At 67.2% G+C, this 15359-nt stretch carries 17 protein-coding genes; 6 read left to right on the top strand and 11 right to left on the bottom strand.

Features of this window, described 5'->3' with window-relative positions; genetic code table 11:
- Positions 1 to 939, bottom strand: a 939-nt coding sequence (locus ACWELQ_RS16040) for a lipase family protein (RefSeq protein WP_452397802.1), incomplete at its 3' end; no start/stop codon positions are given.
- Positions 940 to 1225: 286 nt separating this feature from the next.
- On the opposite strand from ACWELQ_RS16040, the gene ACWELQ_RS16035 reads away from it, so the two are divergent.
- The gene (locus ACWELQ_RS16035) at positions 1226 to 1468 is read left to right on the top strand and encodes a hypothetical protein (protein WP_452397801.1); all 243 of its coding nucleotides are present in this window, start codon (positions 1226 to 1228) and stop codon (positions 1466 to 1468) included.
- 55 nt (positions 1469 to 1523) lie between these two features.
- Here ACWELQ_RS16035 and ACWELQ_RS16030 read toward each other — a convergent pair whose 3' ends face one another.
- On the bottom strand, positions 1524 to 2516 hold the full coding sequence (locus ACWELQ_RS16030) for an alpha/beta hydrolase (protein WP_452397800.1): 993 nt from the start codon (positions 2514 to 2516) through the stop codon (positions 1524 to 1526).
- A 500-nt stretch (positions 2517 to 3016) separates the two neighbouring features.
- Here ACWELQ_RS16030 and ACWELQ_RS16025 point away from each other — a divergent pair, with 500 nt between their 5' ends.
- Positions 3017 to 3865 (top strand): EamA family transporter, encoded by an 849-nt coding sequence (locus ACWELQ_RS16025; protein WP_452397805.1) that lies wholly within the window; start codon positions 3017 to 3019, stop codon positions 3863 to 3865.
- A 19-nt stretch (positions 3866 to 3884) separates the two neighbouring features.
- Here the strand turns inward: ACWELQ_RS16025 and ACWELQ_RS16020 are convergent, their stop codons facing one another.
- The 6 genes from ACWELQ_RS16020 to ACWELQ_RS15995 form a co-directional block, all read right to left on the bottom strand.
- Positions 3885 to 4838: a DUF2332 domain-containing protein gene (locus ACWELQ_RS16020; RefSeq protein WP_452397799.1), complete on the bottom strand. Its 954-nt coding sequence runs from the start codon at positions 4836 to 4838 to the stop codon at positions 3885 to 3887.
- A 72-nt stretch (positions 4839 to 4910) separates the two neighbouring features.
- A complete protein-coding gene (nrdE, locus tag ACWELQ_RS16015) occupies positions 4911 to 6992 on the bottom strand; it encodes a class 1b ribonucleoside-diphosphate reductase subunit alpha (RefSeq protein ID WP_452397804.1) in 2082 nt (693 codons plus the stop codon).
- A 62-nt stretch (positions 6993 to 7054) separates the two neighbouring features.
- Positions 7055 to 7525 (bottom strand): class Ib ribonucleoside-diphosphate reductase assembly flavoprotein NrdI, encoded by a 471-nt coding sequence (nrdI, locus tag ACWELQ_RS16010; protein WP_452397798.1) that lies wholly within the window; start codon positions 7523 to 7525, stop codon positions 7055 to 7057.
- A 43-nt stretch (positions 7526 to 7568) separates the two neighbouring features.
- Complete coding sequence (locus ACWELQ_RS16005; RefSeq protein WP_157355027.1) at positions 7569 to 7808, bottom strand: redoxin NrdH; 240 nt, start codon at positions 7806 to 7808, stop codon at positions 7569 to 7571.
- A 450-nt stretch (positions 7809 to 8258) separates the two neighbouring features.
- Positions 8259 to 9158: a G1 family glutamic endopeptidase gene (locus tag ACWELQ_RS16000; protein WP_452397797.1), complete on the bottom strand. Its 900-nt coding sequence runs from the start codon at positions 9156 to 9158 to the stop codon at positions 8259 to 8261.
- Between the two features lie 96 nt (positions 9159 to 9254).
- Positions 9255 to 9821 carry an NAD(P)H-dependent oxidoreductase gene (locus tag ACWELQ_RS15995; RefSeq protein WP_452397796.1) on the bottom strand — a complete coding sequence of 189 codons (567 nt, stop codon included), beginning with the start codon at positions 9819 to 9821 and terminating at the stop codon, positions 9255 to 9257.
- Between the two features lie 208 nt (positions 9822 to 10029).
- On the opposite strand from ACWELQ_RS15995, the gene ACWELQ_RS15990 reads away from it, so the two are divergent.
- The 3 genes from ACWELQ_RS15990 to ACWELQ_RS15980 are packed head-to-tail and all read left to right on the top strand — an operon-like array spanning position 10030 to position 12271.
- Complete coding sequence (locus tag ACWELQ_RS15990; protein ID WP_452397803.1) at positions 10030 to 10602, top strand: TetR/AcrR family transcriptional regulator; 573 nt, start codon at positions 10030 to 10032, stop codon at positions 10600 to 10602.
- A 4-nt stretch (positions 10603 to 10606) separates the two neighbouring features.
- Complete coding sequence (gene nadE / locus ACWELQ_RS15985) at positions 10607 to 11443, top strand: ammonia-dependent NAD(+) synthetase (RefSeq protein ID WP_452397795.1); 837 nt, start codon at positions 10607 to 10609, stop codon at positions 11441 to 11443.
- Between the two features lie 48 nt (positions 11444 to 11491).
- The gene (locus tag ACWELQ_RS15980; protein WP_452397794.1) at positions 11492 to 12271 is read left to right on the top strand and encodes a phosphotransferase; all 780 of its coding nucleotides are present in this window, start codon (positions 11492 to 11494) and stop codon (positions 12269 to 12271) included.
- Between the two features lie 9 nt (positions 12272 to 12280).
- Here ACWELQ_RS15980 and ACWELQ_RS15975 read toward each other — a convergent pair whose 3' ends face one another.
- Genes ACWELQ_RS15975 through moaA form a run of 3 tightly spaced genes read right to left on the bottom strand, consistent with a single transcriptional unit; the run spans position 12281 to position 14033 of the window.
- Entirely contained in the window at positions 12281 to 12703 is a 423-nt protein-coding gene (locus ACWELQ_RS15975) for a DUF1003 domain-containing protein (protein ID WP_452397793.1), read from the bottom strand.
- Positions 12704 to 12739: 36 nt separating this feature from the next.
- Positions 12740 to 12982, bottom strand: coding sequence for a MoaD/ThiS family protein (locus ACWELQ_RS15970; RefSeq protein ID WP_452397792.1), 243 nt, complete (start codon positions 12980 to 12982; stop codon positions 12740 to 12742).
- Positions 12975 to 14033: a GTP 3',8-cyclase MoaA gene (gene moaA, locus ACWELQ_RS15965; protein ID WP_452397791.1), complete on the bottom strand. Its 1059-nt coding sequence runs from the start codon at positions 14031 to 14033 to the stop codon at positions 12975 to 12977. The genes ACWELQ_RS15970 and moaA overlap by 8 nt, the downstream gene beginning before the upstream one ends.
- A 107-nt stretch (positions 14034 to 14140) precedes the next feature.
- On the opposite strand from moaA, the gene ACWELQ_RS15960 reads away from it, so the two are divergent.
- On the top strand, positions 14141 to 15346 hold the full coding sequence (locus ACWELQ_RS15960; protein WP_452397790.1) for a molybdopterin molybdotransferase MoeA: 1206 nt from the start codon (positions 14141 to 14143) through the stop codon (positions 15344 to 15346).
- The last annotated feature ends 13 nt before the right edge of the window (positions 15347 to 15359 follow it).

The raw sequence follows: 15359 nt of genomic DNA, 5'->3' as shown, positions 1-15359 counted from the left end.
ATCGGTCATCACGGTCGTGCGGGCCACGTCCTGCGCGCCCTGACCCGCGCCGGCGGCCAGAATGTCGTTGGTGCAGCTGTTGACCAGCTTGTCGCGCATGGCGAGGCCGCGATCATTGAGCTGATCGGAGAGCGGGAAGCGGTCCGGATACTCGCGTTCCAGGCCGAGCCCGGCGGCCAGCGCCAGCCCGAAGGCCGGATGCCGGTTCATGCCCAGCGCCTCCAGCATGCTGATCAGGTTCATCGGCACCCCGCCCATGGCCGCGCCCGCGATGTGCAGGTCGGGCGCGTAGGACTGGGCCAGAGCCGCGGCCCAGGCGGTCGCCATGCCGCCGCCGGAGTAGCCGGCCATGGCGACCGGGCTGTGCTCGACCTTCAGATCGGCGACATGCTGCACGGCGCGAATGCCGTCGAGGGTGATCTGACCGCCGAGTTTGGCCGCGCCGTAGGCGAATCGGGGCCCGAGGTGATCGGGCAGGGTCAGACTCCAGCCGCGCTGCAACAGCACGTTCCAGGCCGGGGCCTCGCGGACCATGAGGTTCGGGTCGGTGGTGTAGAGCACCCGCGAGACCGCGCACTGCGCGCCCAGGCCGTTGATGATCTGCTGCAGCGACAGCAGCGGGGCGTCCGGGCGGCGATTGCGCGGGGACAGCACCGTGGTGGTGGCCGCGATGGGCTTGCCCTCGGAACTGGTGGAGCGGAACTTGATCAGGGTGACATCGGTATCGGGGAAGCTCGCGAGCGCGGGCATGGCGCGCGTCGCGAGGACGTCGCCGGGCTGGCGGGCGGCGATATCGGCGGGGGCGGCGTAGAAGGGGTCCGGGTCGGGCGTGGGCATTTCCGGCTGTGCGGCAGCCGATCCCGTCGCGGCGGTCAACAGCAGAGCGCCGATCACCGCCACCTGCGCGCGAGTGATCACCAAGGGCACGCGAATCCTCATGCCGGGCAGCGTAGAAAGCCGGGTCGCGCCTGGCCAGGGGGTTGGGCGAACCTTCCGAATAGTCACAATCGGGGCGGTGATCGTTTGTGAACGCGGGATCGATCCGAGTCGAGATTGTTTCTGTTCCGACGGGTAACAACAAACCTCGCGCGGCGCTTGTGACATATCCAAGCCAGAACCGGAACACGTTCCCATACAGGGTGATCCGGCTACTTTCGGTCCCAGAGCCGCGCGGCCGCCGCAGGGGTCGGACGCGCGGCTCACCGGACTACTCGAGGAGCAGCACATGGCCGGCAGCACCGAAGGCAAGGTCTTGTTCGACAGCGTAGGGGAGGCGCTCACCCATCGGGTCACCGTCTATCTCGGCGGACCGGACGACGGGGCCGAGCTCACCATGGAGTACGCGGCCACCTGGAAAGAAGCCTCCGCCTTCACCGTTGCGGCGGTCCACGCCGGACTGGCCGTGACGGTGGACGGACGCATCCGGCCGGGACTGCGGCGACTACCGCGTTACGGGTTCCGGCACTGAGCAACCCATTCCGGCACTGAAAATAGTTTTACCGCAATGACTTCCGGGCAGTGATTCACTGCCCGAAGGCGGTGGCGAGAGTATCCCAGGCCGGGCCCAGCTGAGCCGAGAAGTCCTCCCAGGCGTGAATACCCGTCGTCTCGTAATGCACGGTCGCGGGAATTCCCAAGTCGCTCAGTCGTTTCGCGAAATGCTCGGTGCAGATCCGCGCACCGGCCTCCAAAACCACACCGCCACCGGCGGATTGCATGGCGGCGATCAGATCCGACGCCCGCATCACCTGGTTCAGATCCGGAGCGCCCGGGATCCCCGAGGCGGCCGAGAGGTAGATAGCGGTGCCGCGCAAGGCTTCCGCACCCACCGTGCTGTCGTGCGTGATCCACTCCACCGTCCCCGGCGGACCCCACATCCGCACCACATTCCCGCCGCGCGAGGCCACCGTCAGAGCCGTCACCGCGCTGCCGGGGCCGTCGATGGTGGAATAGCAGCCGCTCAATCCGGCCACCGCCCGATAGAAGCCCGGATGCCGATGCGCGAGCATCATCGCGCCCTGCGCACCCATCGAGACGCCCGCCACCGCGCGCTGACCGTCCGAACGCAGATACGGTTCGATGATGCCGGGCAATTCGCCGGTCAGGAAGGTCTCCCAGCGGTTCCAGCCCAGGGCGGCGTCCGGGTGATCCCAGTCGGTGTACATGCTGCCGGTGGCCCCGGCGGGCAGCACCACATCGACCGGCTTGTCGGCGAAGAAGTCGGCGGCGTGCCCCTTGGTCAGCCAGTCCGAGACGCCTTCGGCGTCCACGCCGTCCAGCAGATACAGCGTCGGGCGCGGGCCGGAGCCGGAACCGTGCAGCACATCCAGGCCGACGGTGCGACCCATGGCCGCCGAATCGACCTGCACCCGCTCCCAGTGCGGGCCCACCTTCTCGGTATCCACGATGCTCGAGTGCCCCGCGGCCGGGTCCGCGGTCGCCCGCACCGGCAGTCCGGTCAGGAGGATCAGCGCGGCCGCGATCGCCACGATCCGCCAGCTTCCGCTGTCCGACAAGGTAACTCCTCACGCGAGCCAGATATCCGAAGAACCCGCCGAGCGGTTGCGAGGTATCGCTCGACGGGTCTTCATCCGATGGGAGTGCAGTTTCGTCTGCACCGGCAGTTACTTGAATCAAGCAGTCCTCTGTGTGCGGGGGCAGGAGAGGACTCTGGAAACACCTCCAAAGCATTTGTCCCAGTGCGGTTTTCGGTTGCGATATCGTCCGCGCATTATTTCGATCCGATCTCGGAACCATAACGAGCGTAACCAGCCGCGGGCGTCGTCCGACAGGGCGCGAAGCAGCTTCTGGAGAGTTCACAATCCCGGACGGGCGGCGCGTGGGACCAACCACAGCAGCGGATTCCCCCGGCGCTTTCCCCGCCCGTCAATCCCCCGAAACGCGGTGTCAACCAGCCGTTTTCACTTCGAAATCACGTTGACCAGCGCATTGCCGTGGCACTAGGTTCAGGTCGGAGTATTTGGTCTAGACCATAAGGTGGAGTGGCGTGCAAACGATGGGGTATCTGGTCCTGGCGATCTCGGTCTTCCTGCACGCGGGCTGGAACGTCGCCCTCGGATGGCTGCGCCGCAGTGACCGGCCCGTTTCCTCCACCGCCGACATGCTCCTCGCCGGCGCGCTGCTCTTCCTACCCGTCGCGCTCGCCACCTGGCACTTCGAGCTCTACGCGCTCCCCTTCGCCGCCGCGTCGATCTGCTTCTCCACCCTCTATTTCGCCCTGCTCGAACGGGCCTACGCCACCGCACCCGTCGGCGAGGTCTATCCCGTCGTCCGCGGCAGCTCCCCCGTCCTGGTCGTCACCGCCACCGCCATCCTCGGCACCACCATCGGCTGGACCCGCTGGCTCGGCGTCGCCTTCATCGCCTTCGGCGTCGCCATGATCGCACTCTCCCGCGCCCACCCCTCGGCTCCCGGCCTCACCGGCGGCCGCCGCTCGGTTTTGTGGGGCCTCACAATCGGCGCCTGCGTAGCCTCCTACACGATGTTCGACGGCATCGCCGTCCACCACGCCTCCCCCATGCCCTACCTGGTCACCGTCATGGGCGGCTCCGGCCTCGTCCTCAAACTCCGAGACCTCACCCGCCCCGACCCCACTCCATCCCTCACCCTCCGAGCCCTCCCCCTCACCCTCGCAGGCGGCACCGCCATGCTCGGAGCCTTCGGCCTAACCCTCATCGCCATGACCCAACTCCCCCTGGCCGTAGTAGCCAGCGTCCGAGAATCCAGCATCGTCATAGGCGCCCTCCTCAGCCGCTTCCTCCTCTCCGAACACATCTCCCCCCAGGGCGCCCTCGGCATAGCCAGTGTCCTCACCGGCACCGTAGTAATAGGTCTCCCGGCCTGACCGAACCTCAATTGCCTTGTCAGGCAAACCAGTCGAGGACTTGACCGTGGGGTCCGGTGTAGGCGACGGGTGCACCGTCCGAGGTGAGGAGGAACTGGCCGGGCCTGGGCGGTGCGGGCACCGGGCCGTAGTTCAGGGCACCGGCTGCTTCGTTGGTGATCCAGTGGCACGGCAGGGCAGCGATGGTGTCGCGAAAGGTGTTTCGATCCTCGCGGGTCAGGTAGGCGAGGACCGCGCTGCCGAAGACTATGACCGGGATGTCTTGTGGGGCGGCGTGGACCAGGTCGGTGAGGGTGGTGGTGAGGTCGCCGGTTACGAGGGTGGGTGGGTCGCGGCGGGCGATGGCGGCGGCATTGCGCAAGCGGGAGAGGCGATCTCGTTGTTCGGGCCAGATCAGGGATTCGAGCCAGCGCATGTCCTCGGGGTCGCGGACGTCGAGGGGGTTCAGGTCGATGCCGGCGCGATGCACCACCCAGGGCAGTTCGCCGGGCAGGGGTGGGGTGCCGGTGGTGGCGCACGGGAGGACGACCTCCGAGCGGCCGTCCTTCGGGTCGAGGATCGGGCCGTCGTCGTAGCGGTAGCTGTAGCGGTCCGGATAGAGGCACAGTCCGGCGGATGCGCCGAATTCGATGAGCGCCACCGGATGTCCCGGATACCGCGCGAGCAACGGCAGCAGTGTCGCGGTCCGTCCGCCTTCGTTCGTCTGGGTGCGATGGGTCATCGCGACATCGCGGATCTCGGGCCAGTTGCGGATCAGAAAATCCTTGAACTCCTCGAAACCCGATACCACCGCACCCAGGTAACGGGCCGCGCCCAGGATCAGGTTGGGCTGGCGTTTGGGCGTGGGCAGCGCATCTATCAGGGCGAGAAGTTCCGCGTCCCCGGCGATTCCGCGACACCAGCGCTCGTAGCAGGGTGAATAGCCGTGGGCCTCGGTCTCGGCGAAGCCGCGGTAGCGATCGGCAGTGGTCATGATGCCTCCCCGCATTCACGAAAAAGGGCGTCCGCGGCGCGAAGCCGGGGACGCCCCTATCGTTACCACTCGCTACAGCATGCAGCTCACGCAGCCCTCGACTTCGGTGCCTTCCAAAGCCATCTGGCGGATGCGGATGTAGTAGAGGGTTTTGATGCCCTTGCGCCAGGCGTAGATCTGGGCGCGGTTGACGTCGCGGGTGGTGGCGCTGTCCTTGAAGAACAGGGTCAGGGACAGGCCCTGGTCCACGTGCTGGGTGGCGGCGGCGTAGGTGTCGATGACCTTCTCGTAGCCGATGTCGTAGGCGTCCTCGAAGTATTCGAGATTCTCGTTGGTGAGGTAGGGGGCCGGGTAGTAGACGCGGCCGATCTTGCCTTCCTTGCGAATCTCGATCTTGGAGGCGATCGGGTGGATCGAGCTGGTGGAGTGGTTGATGTAGGAGATCGAACCGGTCGGCGGGACGGCCTGCAGGTTCTGGTTGTAGATGCCGTGCTCCATCACCAGCGCCTTGAGCTCACGCCAATCGTCCTGGGTGGGGATGTGGACGTTCGCCTCGGCGAAGATCTCCCGCACCCGATCGGTGGCCGGCTCCCACGGCTGCTCGGTGTACTTGTCGAAGAACTCACCCGACGCGTACTTCGACTCGGGGAAGCCGCCGAAGTACGAACCCCGCTCCTGCGCAATCAGATTCGAGGCGCGAATCGCGTGGTAGGCGATCGTGTAGAAGTAGATGTTGGTGAAGTCCACGCCCTCGTCGGAGCCGTAGTGGACGTGCTCACGCGCCAGGTAACCGTGCAGGTTCATCTGCCCCAGGCCGATGGCGTGAGACTGGTTGTTGCCCTGCTCGATCGAGGGCACCGAGTAGATGTGGGTCTGATCCGACACCGCGGTCAGCGCGCGAATCGCGGTCTCCACCGTCTTGCCCAGATCCGGCGAATCCATCGTCTTGGCGATGTTCAGCGAACCCAGGTTGCACGAGATGTCCTTGCCCACCTTGGAATACGACAGATCATCGTTGAATTCCGACGCGGTGGAGACCTGCAGGATCTCCGAGCACAGGTTGGAGTGGGTGATCTTGCCCGCGATCGGGTTGGCCCGGTTCACGGTGTCCTCGTACATGATGTACGGGTAGCCCGACTCGAACTGCAGCTCGGCCAGGGTCTGGAAGAACTCGCGAGCCTTGATCTTGGACTTGCGAATCCGCTTGTCGTCGACCATCTCGTAGTACTTCTCGGTCACGTTGATGTCGGCGAACGGCACGCCGTAGATGCGCTCCACGTCGTACGGCGAGAACAGGTACATGTCCTCGTTCTTCTTCGCCAGCTCGAAGGTGATGTCCGGGATCACCACACCCAGCGACAGCGTCTTGATGCGGATCTTCTCGTCCGCGTTCTCACGCTTGGTGTCGAGGAAGCGGTAGATGTCGGGGTGGTGCGCGTGCAGGTACACCGCGCCCGCGCCCTGGCGCGCACCCAGCTGGTTGGCGTAGGAGAACGAGTCCTCCAGCAGCTTCATGATCGGGATGACGCCCGAGGACTGGTTCTCGATCTTCTTGATCGGCGCGCCGTGCTCGCGAATGTTGCTGAGCAGCAAGGCCACACCGCCGCCGCGCTTGGACAGCTGCAGGGCGGAGTTGATGGAGCGCCCGATGGACTCCATATTGTCCTCGATGCGCAGCAGGAAGCACGACACCGGCTCACCGCGCTGCTTCTTGCCCGAGTTGAGGAAGGTCGGGGTGGCGGGCTGGAAGCGCCCGTCCATGATCTCCTCGACCAGCTCGCTCGCCAGGGTCTCGTCACCCGCGGCCAGGGTCATGGCGACCAGGCACACGCGGTCCTCGAAACGCTCCAGGTAGCGCTTGCCGTCGAAGGTCTTGAGCGTGTAGCTCGTGTAGTACTTGAACGCGCCGAGGAAGGTCGGGAAGCGGAACTTCTTGCCGTACGCCTGCTTGAACAGCTTCTTGGTGAAGTCGAAGCTGTACTGGTCGAGCACCTCGACCTCGTAGTAGTTCTCCTTGACCAGGTAGTCCAGCTTCTCCCGCAGATTGTGGAAGAAGACGGTGTTCTGGTTGACGTGCTGCAGGAAGTACTGGTGCGCGGCCTCGCGATCCTTGTCGAACTGGATCTCGCCGTTGGGGCCGTACAGGTTCAGCATCGCGTTGAGGGCGTGGTAGTCCAAGCCCTCGGTCGCGGACGAGTCGCCGCTGACCGGGCGCTCTACGCGGGCAGTCTTTCCGACCGGTGCTGTTGTCGTTGCCAAAACAAGTCCAATCCCTCTCGGACGCGCGCGACGTCCTCGGCAGTTCCCATGAGTTCGAAGCGATACAGGTACGGGACCCCTGCCTTACGCGAGATCACTTCTCCCGCATAGCAGAACGTATCGCCGAAGTTCGTATTGCCACTCGCGATCACCCCGCGCAGCAGGGCGCGGTTGTGCGGATCGTTGAGGAACTTGGCCACCTGACGGGGGACGAATTCCTTGTCGGATCGCTGCCCACCCAAAACGTGCCGACCTCCCCCGTAGGTGGGGACGATCAGCACGTAGGGAGTATCGACGCGAAGCGAGTCGGCGGTGTGGAGCGGTATGCGAACGGCGGGGACATCCAGCCGCTGCACGAAGCGGTGCGTGTTCTCCGAAGCGCTCGAGAAGTAGACCAGATTCGGTGTCGCACTCGACATCTCGGTCATCTCCCCTCCTTTCGATTCGGACGAACCTGCGGGAGGTGGCGCGTTATGCCACCGCGACGACGTCGGCCAGGGCCTTGATGCGGTCCGGGCGGAAGCCGGACCAGTGGTCGTCACCGGCGACAACGACGGGCGCCTGCAGGTAGCCCAGGGCCATGACGTAATCGCGGGCTTCGGGGCTCTCCGAGATGTCGATGACGTTGTACTCGACACCGGCCTTGTCGAGAGCGCGGTAGGTGGCGTTGCACTGGACACAAGCGGGCTTGGTGTAAACGGTGATGGTCATTGGTATCCCCTTCTCCTGGCCTTCGATCCGTATGCAGTGCACGGCTGAAAGACGATCCACGTACTTGATGCGCAAACCCCTGGAAGCGGAACCGAAGCCCCAGCTCACTCGGTGAACTTCGAGGTGTTCGCCTAGTGGCCTTCCAGCTCCCAAGACACTACACCTAGTGGCCGACAGATTCATACAACACGACATGTTGCGACTCACAAAGGTGAAATTCCGGTGCCGTAAGTACCTGGACACTCGATTCGCAACTCGACACGACTGCGACGCACGTCACAATTTCGGCATACAGTTCATTTCCAGCAAACACTCCATCACCGCTGATCAACATGCATCTCACGAGTCACAGCAGACTCGAGCGACCACCCGGTTTGCCGACCCGCCACACCCGCGCCCCCAATTCCCGGGGCCCGTTCCGCCCGGCGTGTCGCGGTGTGTGGCAGCGGATTACCCGATCGTGAACGACGCGCCGTCCACCGGACCGGGCGCCAGCAACCGATTGGTGGCCGGAATCCCGTACACCTGGGCGTCGTAATCCGACAGCGGGCGGCCGTCGATGCTGATCTCGGTGAAGGTGATCGGCGTGAAACCCGGCAGCGCCGCGTCCAGATGACCCTCCACCACGATCTCGGCGGTATGGGCGGGCACCGTCGAGGCCGCCGCCGTGGTGCGGACCCAGTGCGCGGTGCGGTTCTCCAGCGTCATGAGGTAGCGCCCGCCGTCCCAGCTCACCGCCGAATGCATGACATCACCCGGGCGCACCTCGACATCGTCGTAGCTCACCGGTGGATCGGGGTAGCCCTCCCACCAGCCGTCGACCTGCTTGTCGGGCGCGCAGAAGCCGTTGAAGAGACCGACCGCGCACAGCCCGTTCGCGACCGCGCCCAGCGCGTCGGACACCTTCGCCCCGGCATTCATCACCGTCCCCGCGAACCGCGGATCGGCATACGCCACCCCCGCGGCGAGGTTCTCCACCTGCAGGCCGGGCAGCGCCGCGTAGACGGCCGCGTCACTGGCGCACAGCGATTCGACGCCGGTCTGCATGAGCGGCAGCGCCACCCGGCCGTCGACGCCCTGCGCCCCGTTCAACCCCACCCACGGCACCACCCGCTGCAGGATCCCGGGATCCTGGCAGTCGATCTCCGGCTGCACCCAGGTGGCGCTGACCTCGTGCACGTCGCCGCGCACCACGTATCCGGCCCAGTTGCCCAGGTAGAGGCGGACATTGGAGACGGTCGCCTCGGCCACCGCGTCGGCCGCGTTCGCCACCGCCGCCGCGGCGGAGACAGCCAGGGTGACCGCCATGAAACAACGGCCCCACGCAGAGTTGCCCGTTGATAGCTTCATGGTTCGACGGTAGCCCGAAAAGCCCCGGAAAAGCGGCAGGCCACGGCTGAAAAGCCGTGGCCTCGCGCTGAATTCAGCGAGTGATCGCTGTAGTTGTCAGGCGTTTGCCTTGACGTCGGCGGCAGTCGCCAGCAGGTGCACGGTGGCGGCCAGCTGGGTGAGCGCCTCGGCATCGTCGGCCGGGTGCGTCTCGACGAAGCGCTGACCGATGCCACCGAAGTTCAGCGACGCCTCCTTGACCACGTTCGCACCGGCCACGCCCAGCGCCTTGACGGCGTCGTCGTGCGACCACTTGGCGGCGTTCGCGCTGATCGAGGCCGAGACGACGGCGGCCGGAAGATCCTTGAGCGCACCCGCGCCGTAGGGACGCGAAGCCCAGTCGATGGCGTTCTTGAGCACGGCCGGCAGGGTGCCGTTGTATTCGGGGGTCACCAGCAGCACGGCGTCGGAGGCGGCGACCGCGTCGCGCAGCGCCTGCGCGGTGGCCGGGACCTGGCCCGCGACGTCGATATCCTCGTTGTAGAACGGGATCTCACCCAGGCCCTCGTAGATGGCGAGCTCGACGCCCTCGGCGGCCGTCTTCGCGGCGGCCTCGGCGAGGCGGCGGTTGATCGACGCGGCGCGGAGGCTACCGACCAGGACGAGAATGCGGGTCTGCGACATGATGATCACTCCAGACGGTTACTGATTCAGCGGCGGAACTTTCGATACACTGTAACCGGACCACAGTCCGCTTCCATTCCCGGGCAGGAGCCGACCAGCTGTGACACGCGACACCCCCGCCGACGACGCCGTCGCGCTGCCCAATATCTCGCTGCCCATCGAGGCGGTCAGCACCCAGCGGCCGCCCGCCCACTCGGTGCCGCTGCTCATGCCCGGCAGCAGTCACGAGCGCAGCGACGCCGCCCGCAACCGGCAACTGCTGCTCGACGCCGCCGAGACGCTGGTGCGCGAACAGGGCGCGGACGCGGTCACCATGGACGCGGTCGCCAAGCTGGCGGGGGTCGGCAAGGGCACGGTCTTCCGGCGTTTCGGCAATCGGGCCGGGCTGATGCTGGCGCTGTTGGACCAGTCCGATCAGAAACTGCAGTGGGCCTACATGTTCGGGCCGCCGCCGCTGGGGCCCGGCGCGCCGCCGGTGGACCGGCTGATCGAGTTCGGGCGCGCGCGGCTGGCCCTGGTCGAGGTCGAGGGCGATGTGCGCAAGAACGCCGACATCGGCGGGCAGTACGGCGGGCCGCCGTACAACATCGCCAAAACCCATGTGTCCCTGCTGCTCCGGCAGGCGGGCGCGCCCGGCGACATCGCGCTGACCGCCGACACGCTGCTGGCCACGCTGGACGCCGGGCTGGTGCTGCACCAGATCAGGGCCCTGCGCTACACGCTCGAACAGGTCGGCGATCACTGGGCGAACCTCGTCCGGCAGGTGACCGCTACAGTGTGACCGCATGGGGAACCTGCGCGAAGAGATCATCGCCGAACTGGGCGTGCTGCCGGCCATCGAACCGAAACTCGAAGTGCGACGGCGCATCGACTTCCTCAAGGACTACCTGCGCTCCACCCCCGCCACCGGCTTCGTGCTCGGCATCAGCGGCGGCCAGGACTCCACACTCACCGGCCGCCTCTGCCAGCTCGCCGCCGAGGAGCTGCGCGCCGAGGGCCACGAGGCCACCTTCGTCGCCGTCCGCCTGCCCTACGGCGTGCAATTCGACGAGGAGGACGCGCAGACCGCACTGACGTTCATCCGTCCCGATCGCACGGTCACCGTGAACGTCAAGCCCAGCGCCGACGCCGCGGCCGGGGAGGCCGCCACCGGCATCCTCGAACTCCACGCCGAACCCACGCTGCGGGACTTCGTGCGCGGCAACATCAAGGCCCGCGAACGCATGGTGCTGCAGTACGCCATCGCCGGTCAGCTCAACCTCCTGGTCGTCGGCACCGACCACGCCGCCGAAGCCGTCACCGGCTTCTTCACCAAGTTCGGTGACGGCGGCGTCGACATCACCCCGCTGACCGGCCTCACCAAGCGCCAGGGCGCGGCCCTGCTCCAGGAACTCGGCGCACCCCCCAGCGTCTGGCAGAAGGTCCCCACCGCCGACCTCGAGGACGACCGCCCGTCGCTCCCCGACGAGGAAGCCCTGGGCCTGAAGTACTCCCAGATCGACGACTACCTCGAGGGCAAGCCCGTCGCCCCCGAAGTCTCCGACCGCCTGGAAACCATCTTCCGCAACACCCGCCACAAGCGCACCGTCCCGGTGACCCCCCTCGACACCTGGTGGCGCTGAAGCCAAAAGCGTTTGCCACCACCGGGACATCGTTCATACCGTCGGGGCGTGAAATTCGACGGAGAGAATGGGTGGGACAGCTCGGCCACGCTTGTTGACGAGCGGTGGGTGGAGCGGCGGCCGCGGCGGCCCGAGGTAGAGGCTCAGCTGGTGCGGGAGACCAGGTTGCTGCCGTGGCTCGCCCCGAGATTGCCGCTGCCGGTGCCGATTCCGGAGATGGTCGGGGAGTCGCCGCTGGTGGTCCGGCATCCACTGATTCCGGGTGAGCCGATCGAGGATTACACGCCGGAGAACGGCGAGGCGATCGGGCGGTTTCTGCGCGCGTTGCACGACACTCCCGCGGCGACGGCCTTGGAGCTCGGGCTGCCGAATGCCGACCACACTCGCCGGGAGCGGGCCTGGGCCGTCGATCGTTGCCGCCGCGAAGTCCTTCCGCTGCTTCCGGATTCGCTGACCATGGCCGCGACCACCCTGCTCGACCAGATCGCGGCGGCCCCCGCCGATACCGTGGTGCACGCCGATCTCGGGCCCGAGCATGTGCTCGCCGAGGGCGGGCGGATCAGCGGCATCATCGATTTCGGCGACGCCCATCTCGGCGACCCCGCCATCGACTTCGCCTGGGCGCTGTTCGGCACGCCATCGGAGTTCGGGGCGGCGGCCGCCGACGCCTATGGCGCGGTCACCCCGGAACTGCGGGCGCGCGCCGAGGACTGGCATCGGCTCGGGCCCTGGTACGAGGTGCTGCGCGGGCACGACGTCGATGATCCCGCGATGGCGCGCGACGGCCTCGCCGGGGTGATCGAGCGGCTGGGCGGCGCGTCGAGCTGATCGAGCCCGTCACTTCTTCTGCTGATCCGGGTCCTCGATGAGGCGGCGGTGCAGTTCGGCGGTCATGGCGTGGATGGCCCGGGTCAGTTCGGTGTTGGTCTTGAGCTCGAGTTCCTGTTCCTGGAAGTCGTGATCGGCCTTGGCCTGCTGGAAGTCGGCCTGCCGGTTCTGCCCGATCATGACGAAGGTGGACAGGAAGATCGCTTCGAGCGAGACCACGAGGGTGAGGGTGGGCCAGGGGCTCTTCTCGGCGAAGATCATCCACAGGGCGAAGCCGACGGCGTGGATGTAGACGAAGAGCATCGAGCCCGCGAACTTGGTGATCCAGTCCGCGACGCGCAGTTGGAGACTGGCGGCACGTGCCTGCTGGACCTCGATGAAGGCGGGATGGCCGGGGCTGTGTGCCGTGTCTTGATCGGCGGGTACTGTCACCGGCCGAATGCTAGCGCCCGGGAGTGAAATTCGAGCCTAACCGCCCGCGAAGGGCGGCAGGACGTCCACGCGCGGGGTCAGGGTCGCTCCGGCGTCGCGGGTGAGCTCGTCGCCGATGAGGTAGGCGCAGACCTTCAGCATCGGCTCGAGTTTCGGGCCGTAGGCGGCGGTGAGGGTGGTGCGCAGGTCGGCGACGGTGGACCCGGACGGCAGGTCGAGGGTTTCCTTCTCCTTGCCGACCGCGTCCGCGATCGCGGCGAAATAGCGAACCTCAACCACCGATGGCTCCCATCGTGCGTTCGGGCGGGACGAAACCGGCCATGTCGATGCCGTGCCCCGCGGACTTGTTCCACATCGCGCCGCGCCACAGCTGCGCGATATCGGCGTCGGTCGCGCCGGAGCGCAACGCGCCGCGAATGTCGTACTCCTGGTCGCTGAACAAGCAGGAGCGGATCCGGCCGTCGGCGGTCAGGCGGGTGCGGTCGCAGTCGCCGCAGAACTTGCGGGTCACCGAGGCGATGATGCCGACGGTGGCCGGGCCGCCGTCGACCTTCCAGCGTTCGGCGGGCGCGGAGGGATCCTCGCGGCCGTCCTCGGTGAGGGTGAAGCGTTCGCCGAGCACGTCCAGGAGTTCGGCGGCGGTGATCATATTGGCGCGCGCCCACTCGTGGTCGGCGTCGAGCGGCATCTCCTCGATGAACCGCAGTTCGGCATCGTGATCCAGACACCATTGCAGCAGATCCGTTGCGCCCGAGAGGGTTTCCCGCATGAGTACCGCGTTCACCTTGATCGGGGTGAGTCCGGCGACCGCGGCGGCCCGGATCCCGGCCAGCACCGAATCCAGGCGGTTGCGCCGGGTGAGCTTGTAGAACCCGTCGCGATCCACGGTGTCGAGCGAGACATTGATGCGGCTGAGCCCGGCTTCGGCCAGCGCCCGCGCCCGATGCTCCAGCCCCACGCCATTGGTGGTCATGGCCAGCGGCGTATCCGGCAGCGCGGCATGGCATCCCGCGATGATCTGTTCCAGGTCGCGACGCATGAGCGGTTCGCCGCCGGTGAATCTGACCTCGTGGACGCCGAGTTCGCGCACCGCGAGCGTCACCAGCCGGACGATCTCGTCGGTGCTGAGCAGCTCGTGCGCCGGAATCGCGGGCAGCCCCTCCTCCGGCATGCAGTACGTGCAGCGCAGCGAGCATTTCTCGGTGATGGACACCCGCAGGTCCCGCGCGACCCGGCCGAAGCGGTCCAGCAGGAACGGCGTCTCCGGGCGTCCGTCCATCGCGGGCTGCCCGGTACGCACAGCGGGCATGCCCATCGCGACCACGGTCATTCGACCATTATTGCCGGTGCCACAAGTGTTCGTAGATTCGCACGAGCGCGACCGGCCGATCGGCCGGTCACCAATCGGAGGATTCACCCGCGTATAGGCTCACGGACATGAGTTCCCGGCACGCGCTGATCCCGGCCCGGCCCGTCGACGACCACCGTCGGCGCATCGAGGATGCGCTGCGGCCGCTCGCCGACCGGGTCGCGGAGACCGTCCCGATCGCCTCGGCGCTGGGCCGCCGCCTGGCCGTCGACGTGTATTCGCCCCTGGACCTGCCGGTTTTCCGGAACTCGGCGATGGACGGGTACGCGGTGCAGGCCGATTCGGTCGCGATCGTCCCCGCCACCCTGCCGCTGCTGGGTGTGGTGGCCGCCGGCAATACCGAGTCGGTGACGCTGGCCCCCGGCACCGCGGTGAAGGTGATGACCGGCGCGCCGGTGCCGCCGGGCGCGGACTGCGTGGTCCCGGTGGAGCACACCGAATCCGACGGCGTCACCGTGACGGTTCGAACCAGCCGCGCCACCGGCGATTTCGTGCGCGAACCCGGCACCGATGTGCGGGCCGGACAGTTGCTGGCGGCCGCGGGCACGCTGTTGCGGCCCCGGCATATCGCGGCGCTGGCCGCGGTCGGCCTGGGTGAGCTGTCGGTGCTGCGCCGGGTGCGGGCCGCGGTCCTCACCACCGGCGACGAGCTGCGGCCCGCCGGGGCCGTGCTGCTGCCGGGTCAGATCTTCAATTCCAATGGCATCGCGCTGGCCGCGGCGCTGGCCGACAACGGGGTCGAGGTGGTGTCGGTCGCGCATTCGACCGATGAGCACGCGGAGTTCCGGCAGCGGCTGGCCGAGGCCGTCGCGCAGGCCGACGTGGTGTTCACTTCCGGCGGCGTCTCCATGGGCGATTTCGAGGTCGTCAAGGAGGTGCTCGGCGCGCAGGGCGGCGAATTCGGGCCGGTGGCAATGCAACCCGGCGGCCCGCAGGGACTGACCCTCGTCGATGGGGTGCCGGTGCTGAGCTTCCCCGGCAATCCGGTCAGCACCATGGTGTCGTTCGAGGTGTTCGCCCGGCCGCTGCTGCGGGAGCTGGCCGGACTGCCCGCGCTGCCGATTTCCGAACTGCCGCTGCTGGATTCGGTCCGCTCCCCCGCCGGGAAGCGGCAGTTCCTGCGCGGCAAACTGGCCGAGGGCGGGGTGGCGCTGGTGTCGGGTCAGGGCTCACACCTGATCGCGGCCATGGCCCACGCCGACGTGCTGGTCGATATTCCGGCCGCCGCGACCGAGCTGCCCGCGGGCACGATCGTCGAGGTGCGGCCGCTGTGACAAGGTGGATTTC

The organism is Nocardia sp. NPDC004722, assembly GCF_053601505.1.
This window is presented reverse-complemented; position numbering and strand designations above follow the sequence as displayed.

What these genes read in the sequence shown, in the direction of transcription:
- ACWELQ_RS16035 (WP_452397801.1), top strand. Translation starts at nt 1,226, where the DNA reads ATGGCCGGCAGCACCGAAGGCAAGGTCTTGTTCGACAGCGTAGGGGAG.
- ACWELQ_RS16025 (WP_452397805.1), top strand. Translation starts at nt 3,017, where the DNA reads ATGGGGTATCTGGTCCTGGCGATCTCGGTCTTCCTGCACGCGGGCTGG.
- ACWELQ_RS16020 (WP_452397799.1), bottom strand. Translation starts at nt 4,838, where the DNA reads ATGACCACTGCCGATCGCTACCGCGGCTTCGCCGAGACCGAGGCCCAC.
- nrdE (WP_452397804.1), bottom strand. Translation starts at nt 6,992, where the DNA reads ATGCTGAACCTGTACGGCCCCAACGGCGAGATCCAGTTCGACAAGGAT.
- nrdI (WP_452397798.1), bottom strand. Translation starts at nt 7,525, where the DNA reads ATGACCGAGATGTCGAGTGCGACACCGAATCTGGTCTACTTCTCGAGC.
- ACWELQ_RS16005 (WP_157355027.1), bottom strand. Translation starts at nt 7,808, where the DNA reads ATGACCATCACCGTTTACACCAAGCCCGCTTGTGTCCAGTGCAACGCC.
- ACWELQ_RS16000 (WP_452397797.1), bottom strand. Translation starts at nt 9,158, where the DNA reads ATGAAGCTATCAACGGGCAACTCTGCGTGGGGCCGTTGTTTCATGGCG.
- ACWELQ_RS15995 (WP_452397796.1), bottom strand. Translation starts at nt 9,821, where the DNA reads ATGTCGCAGACCCGCATTCTCGTCCTGGTCGGTAGCCTCCGCGCCGCG.
- ACWELQ_RS15990 (WP_452397803.1), top strand. Translation starts at nt 10,030, where the DNA reads ATGCCCGGCAGCAGTCACGAGCGCAGCGACGCCGCCCGCAACCGGCAA.
- nadE (WP_452397795.1), top strand. Translation starts at nt 10,607, where the DNA reads ATGGGGAACCTGCGCGAAGAGATCATCGCCGAACTGGGCGTGCTGCCG.
- moaA (WP_452397791.1), bottom strand. Translation starts at nt 14,033, where the DNA reads ATGACCGTGGTCGCGATGGGCATGCCCGCTGTGCGTACCGGGCAGCCC.
- ACWELQ_RS15960 (WP_452397790.1), top strand. Translation starts at nt 14,141, where the DNA reads ATGAGTTCCCGGCACGCGCTGATCCCGGCCCGGCCCGTCGACGACCAC.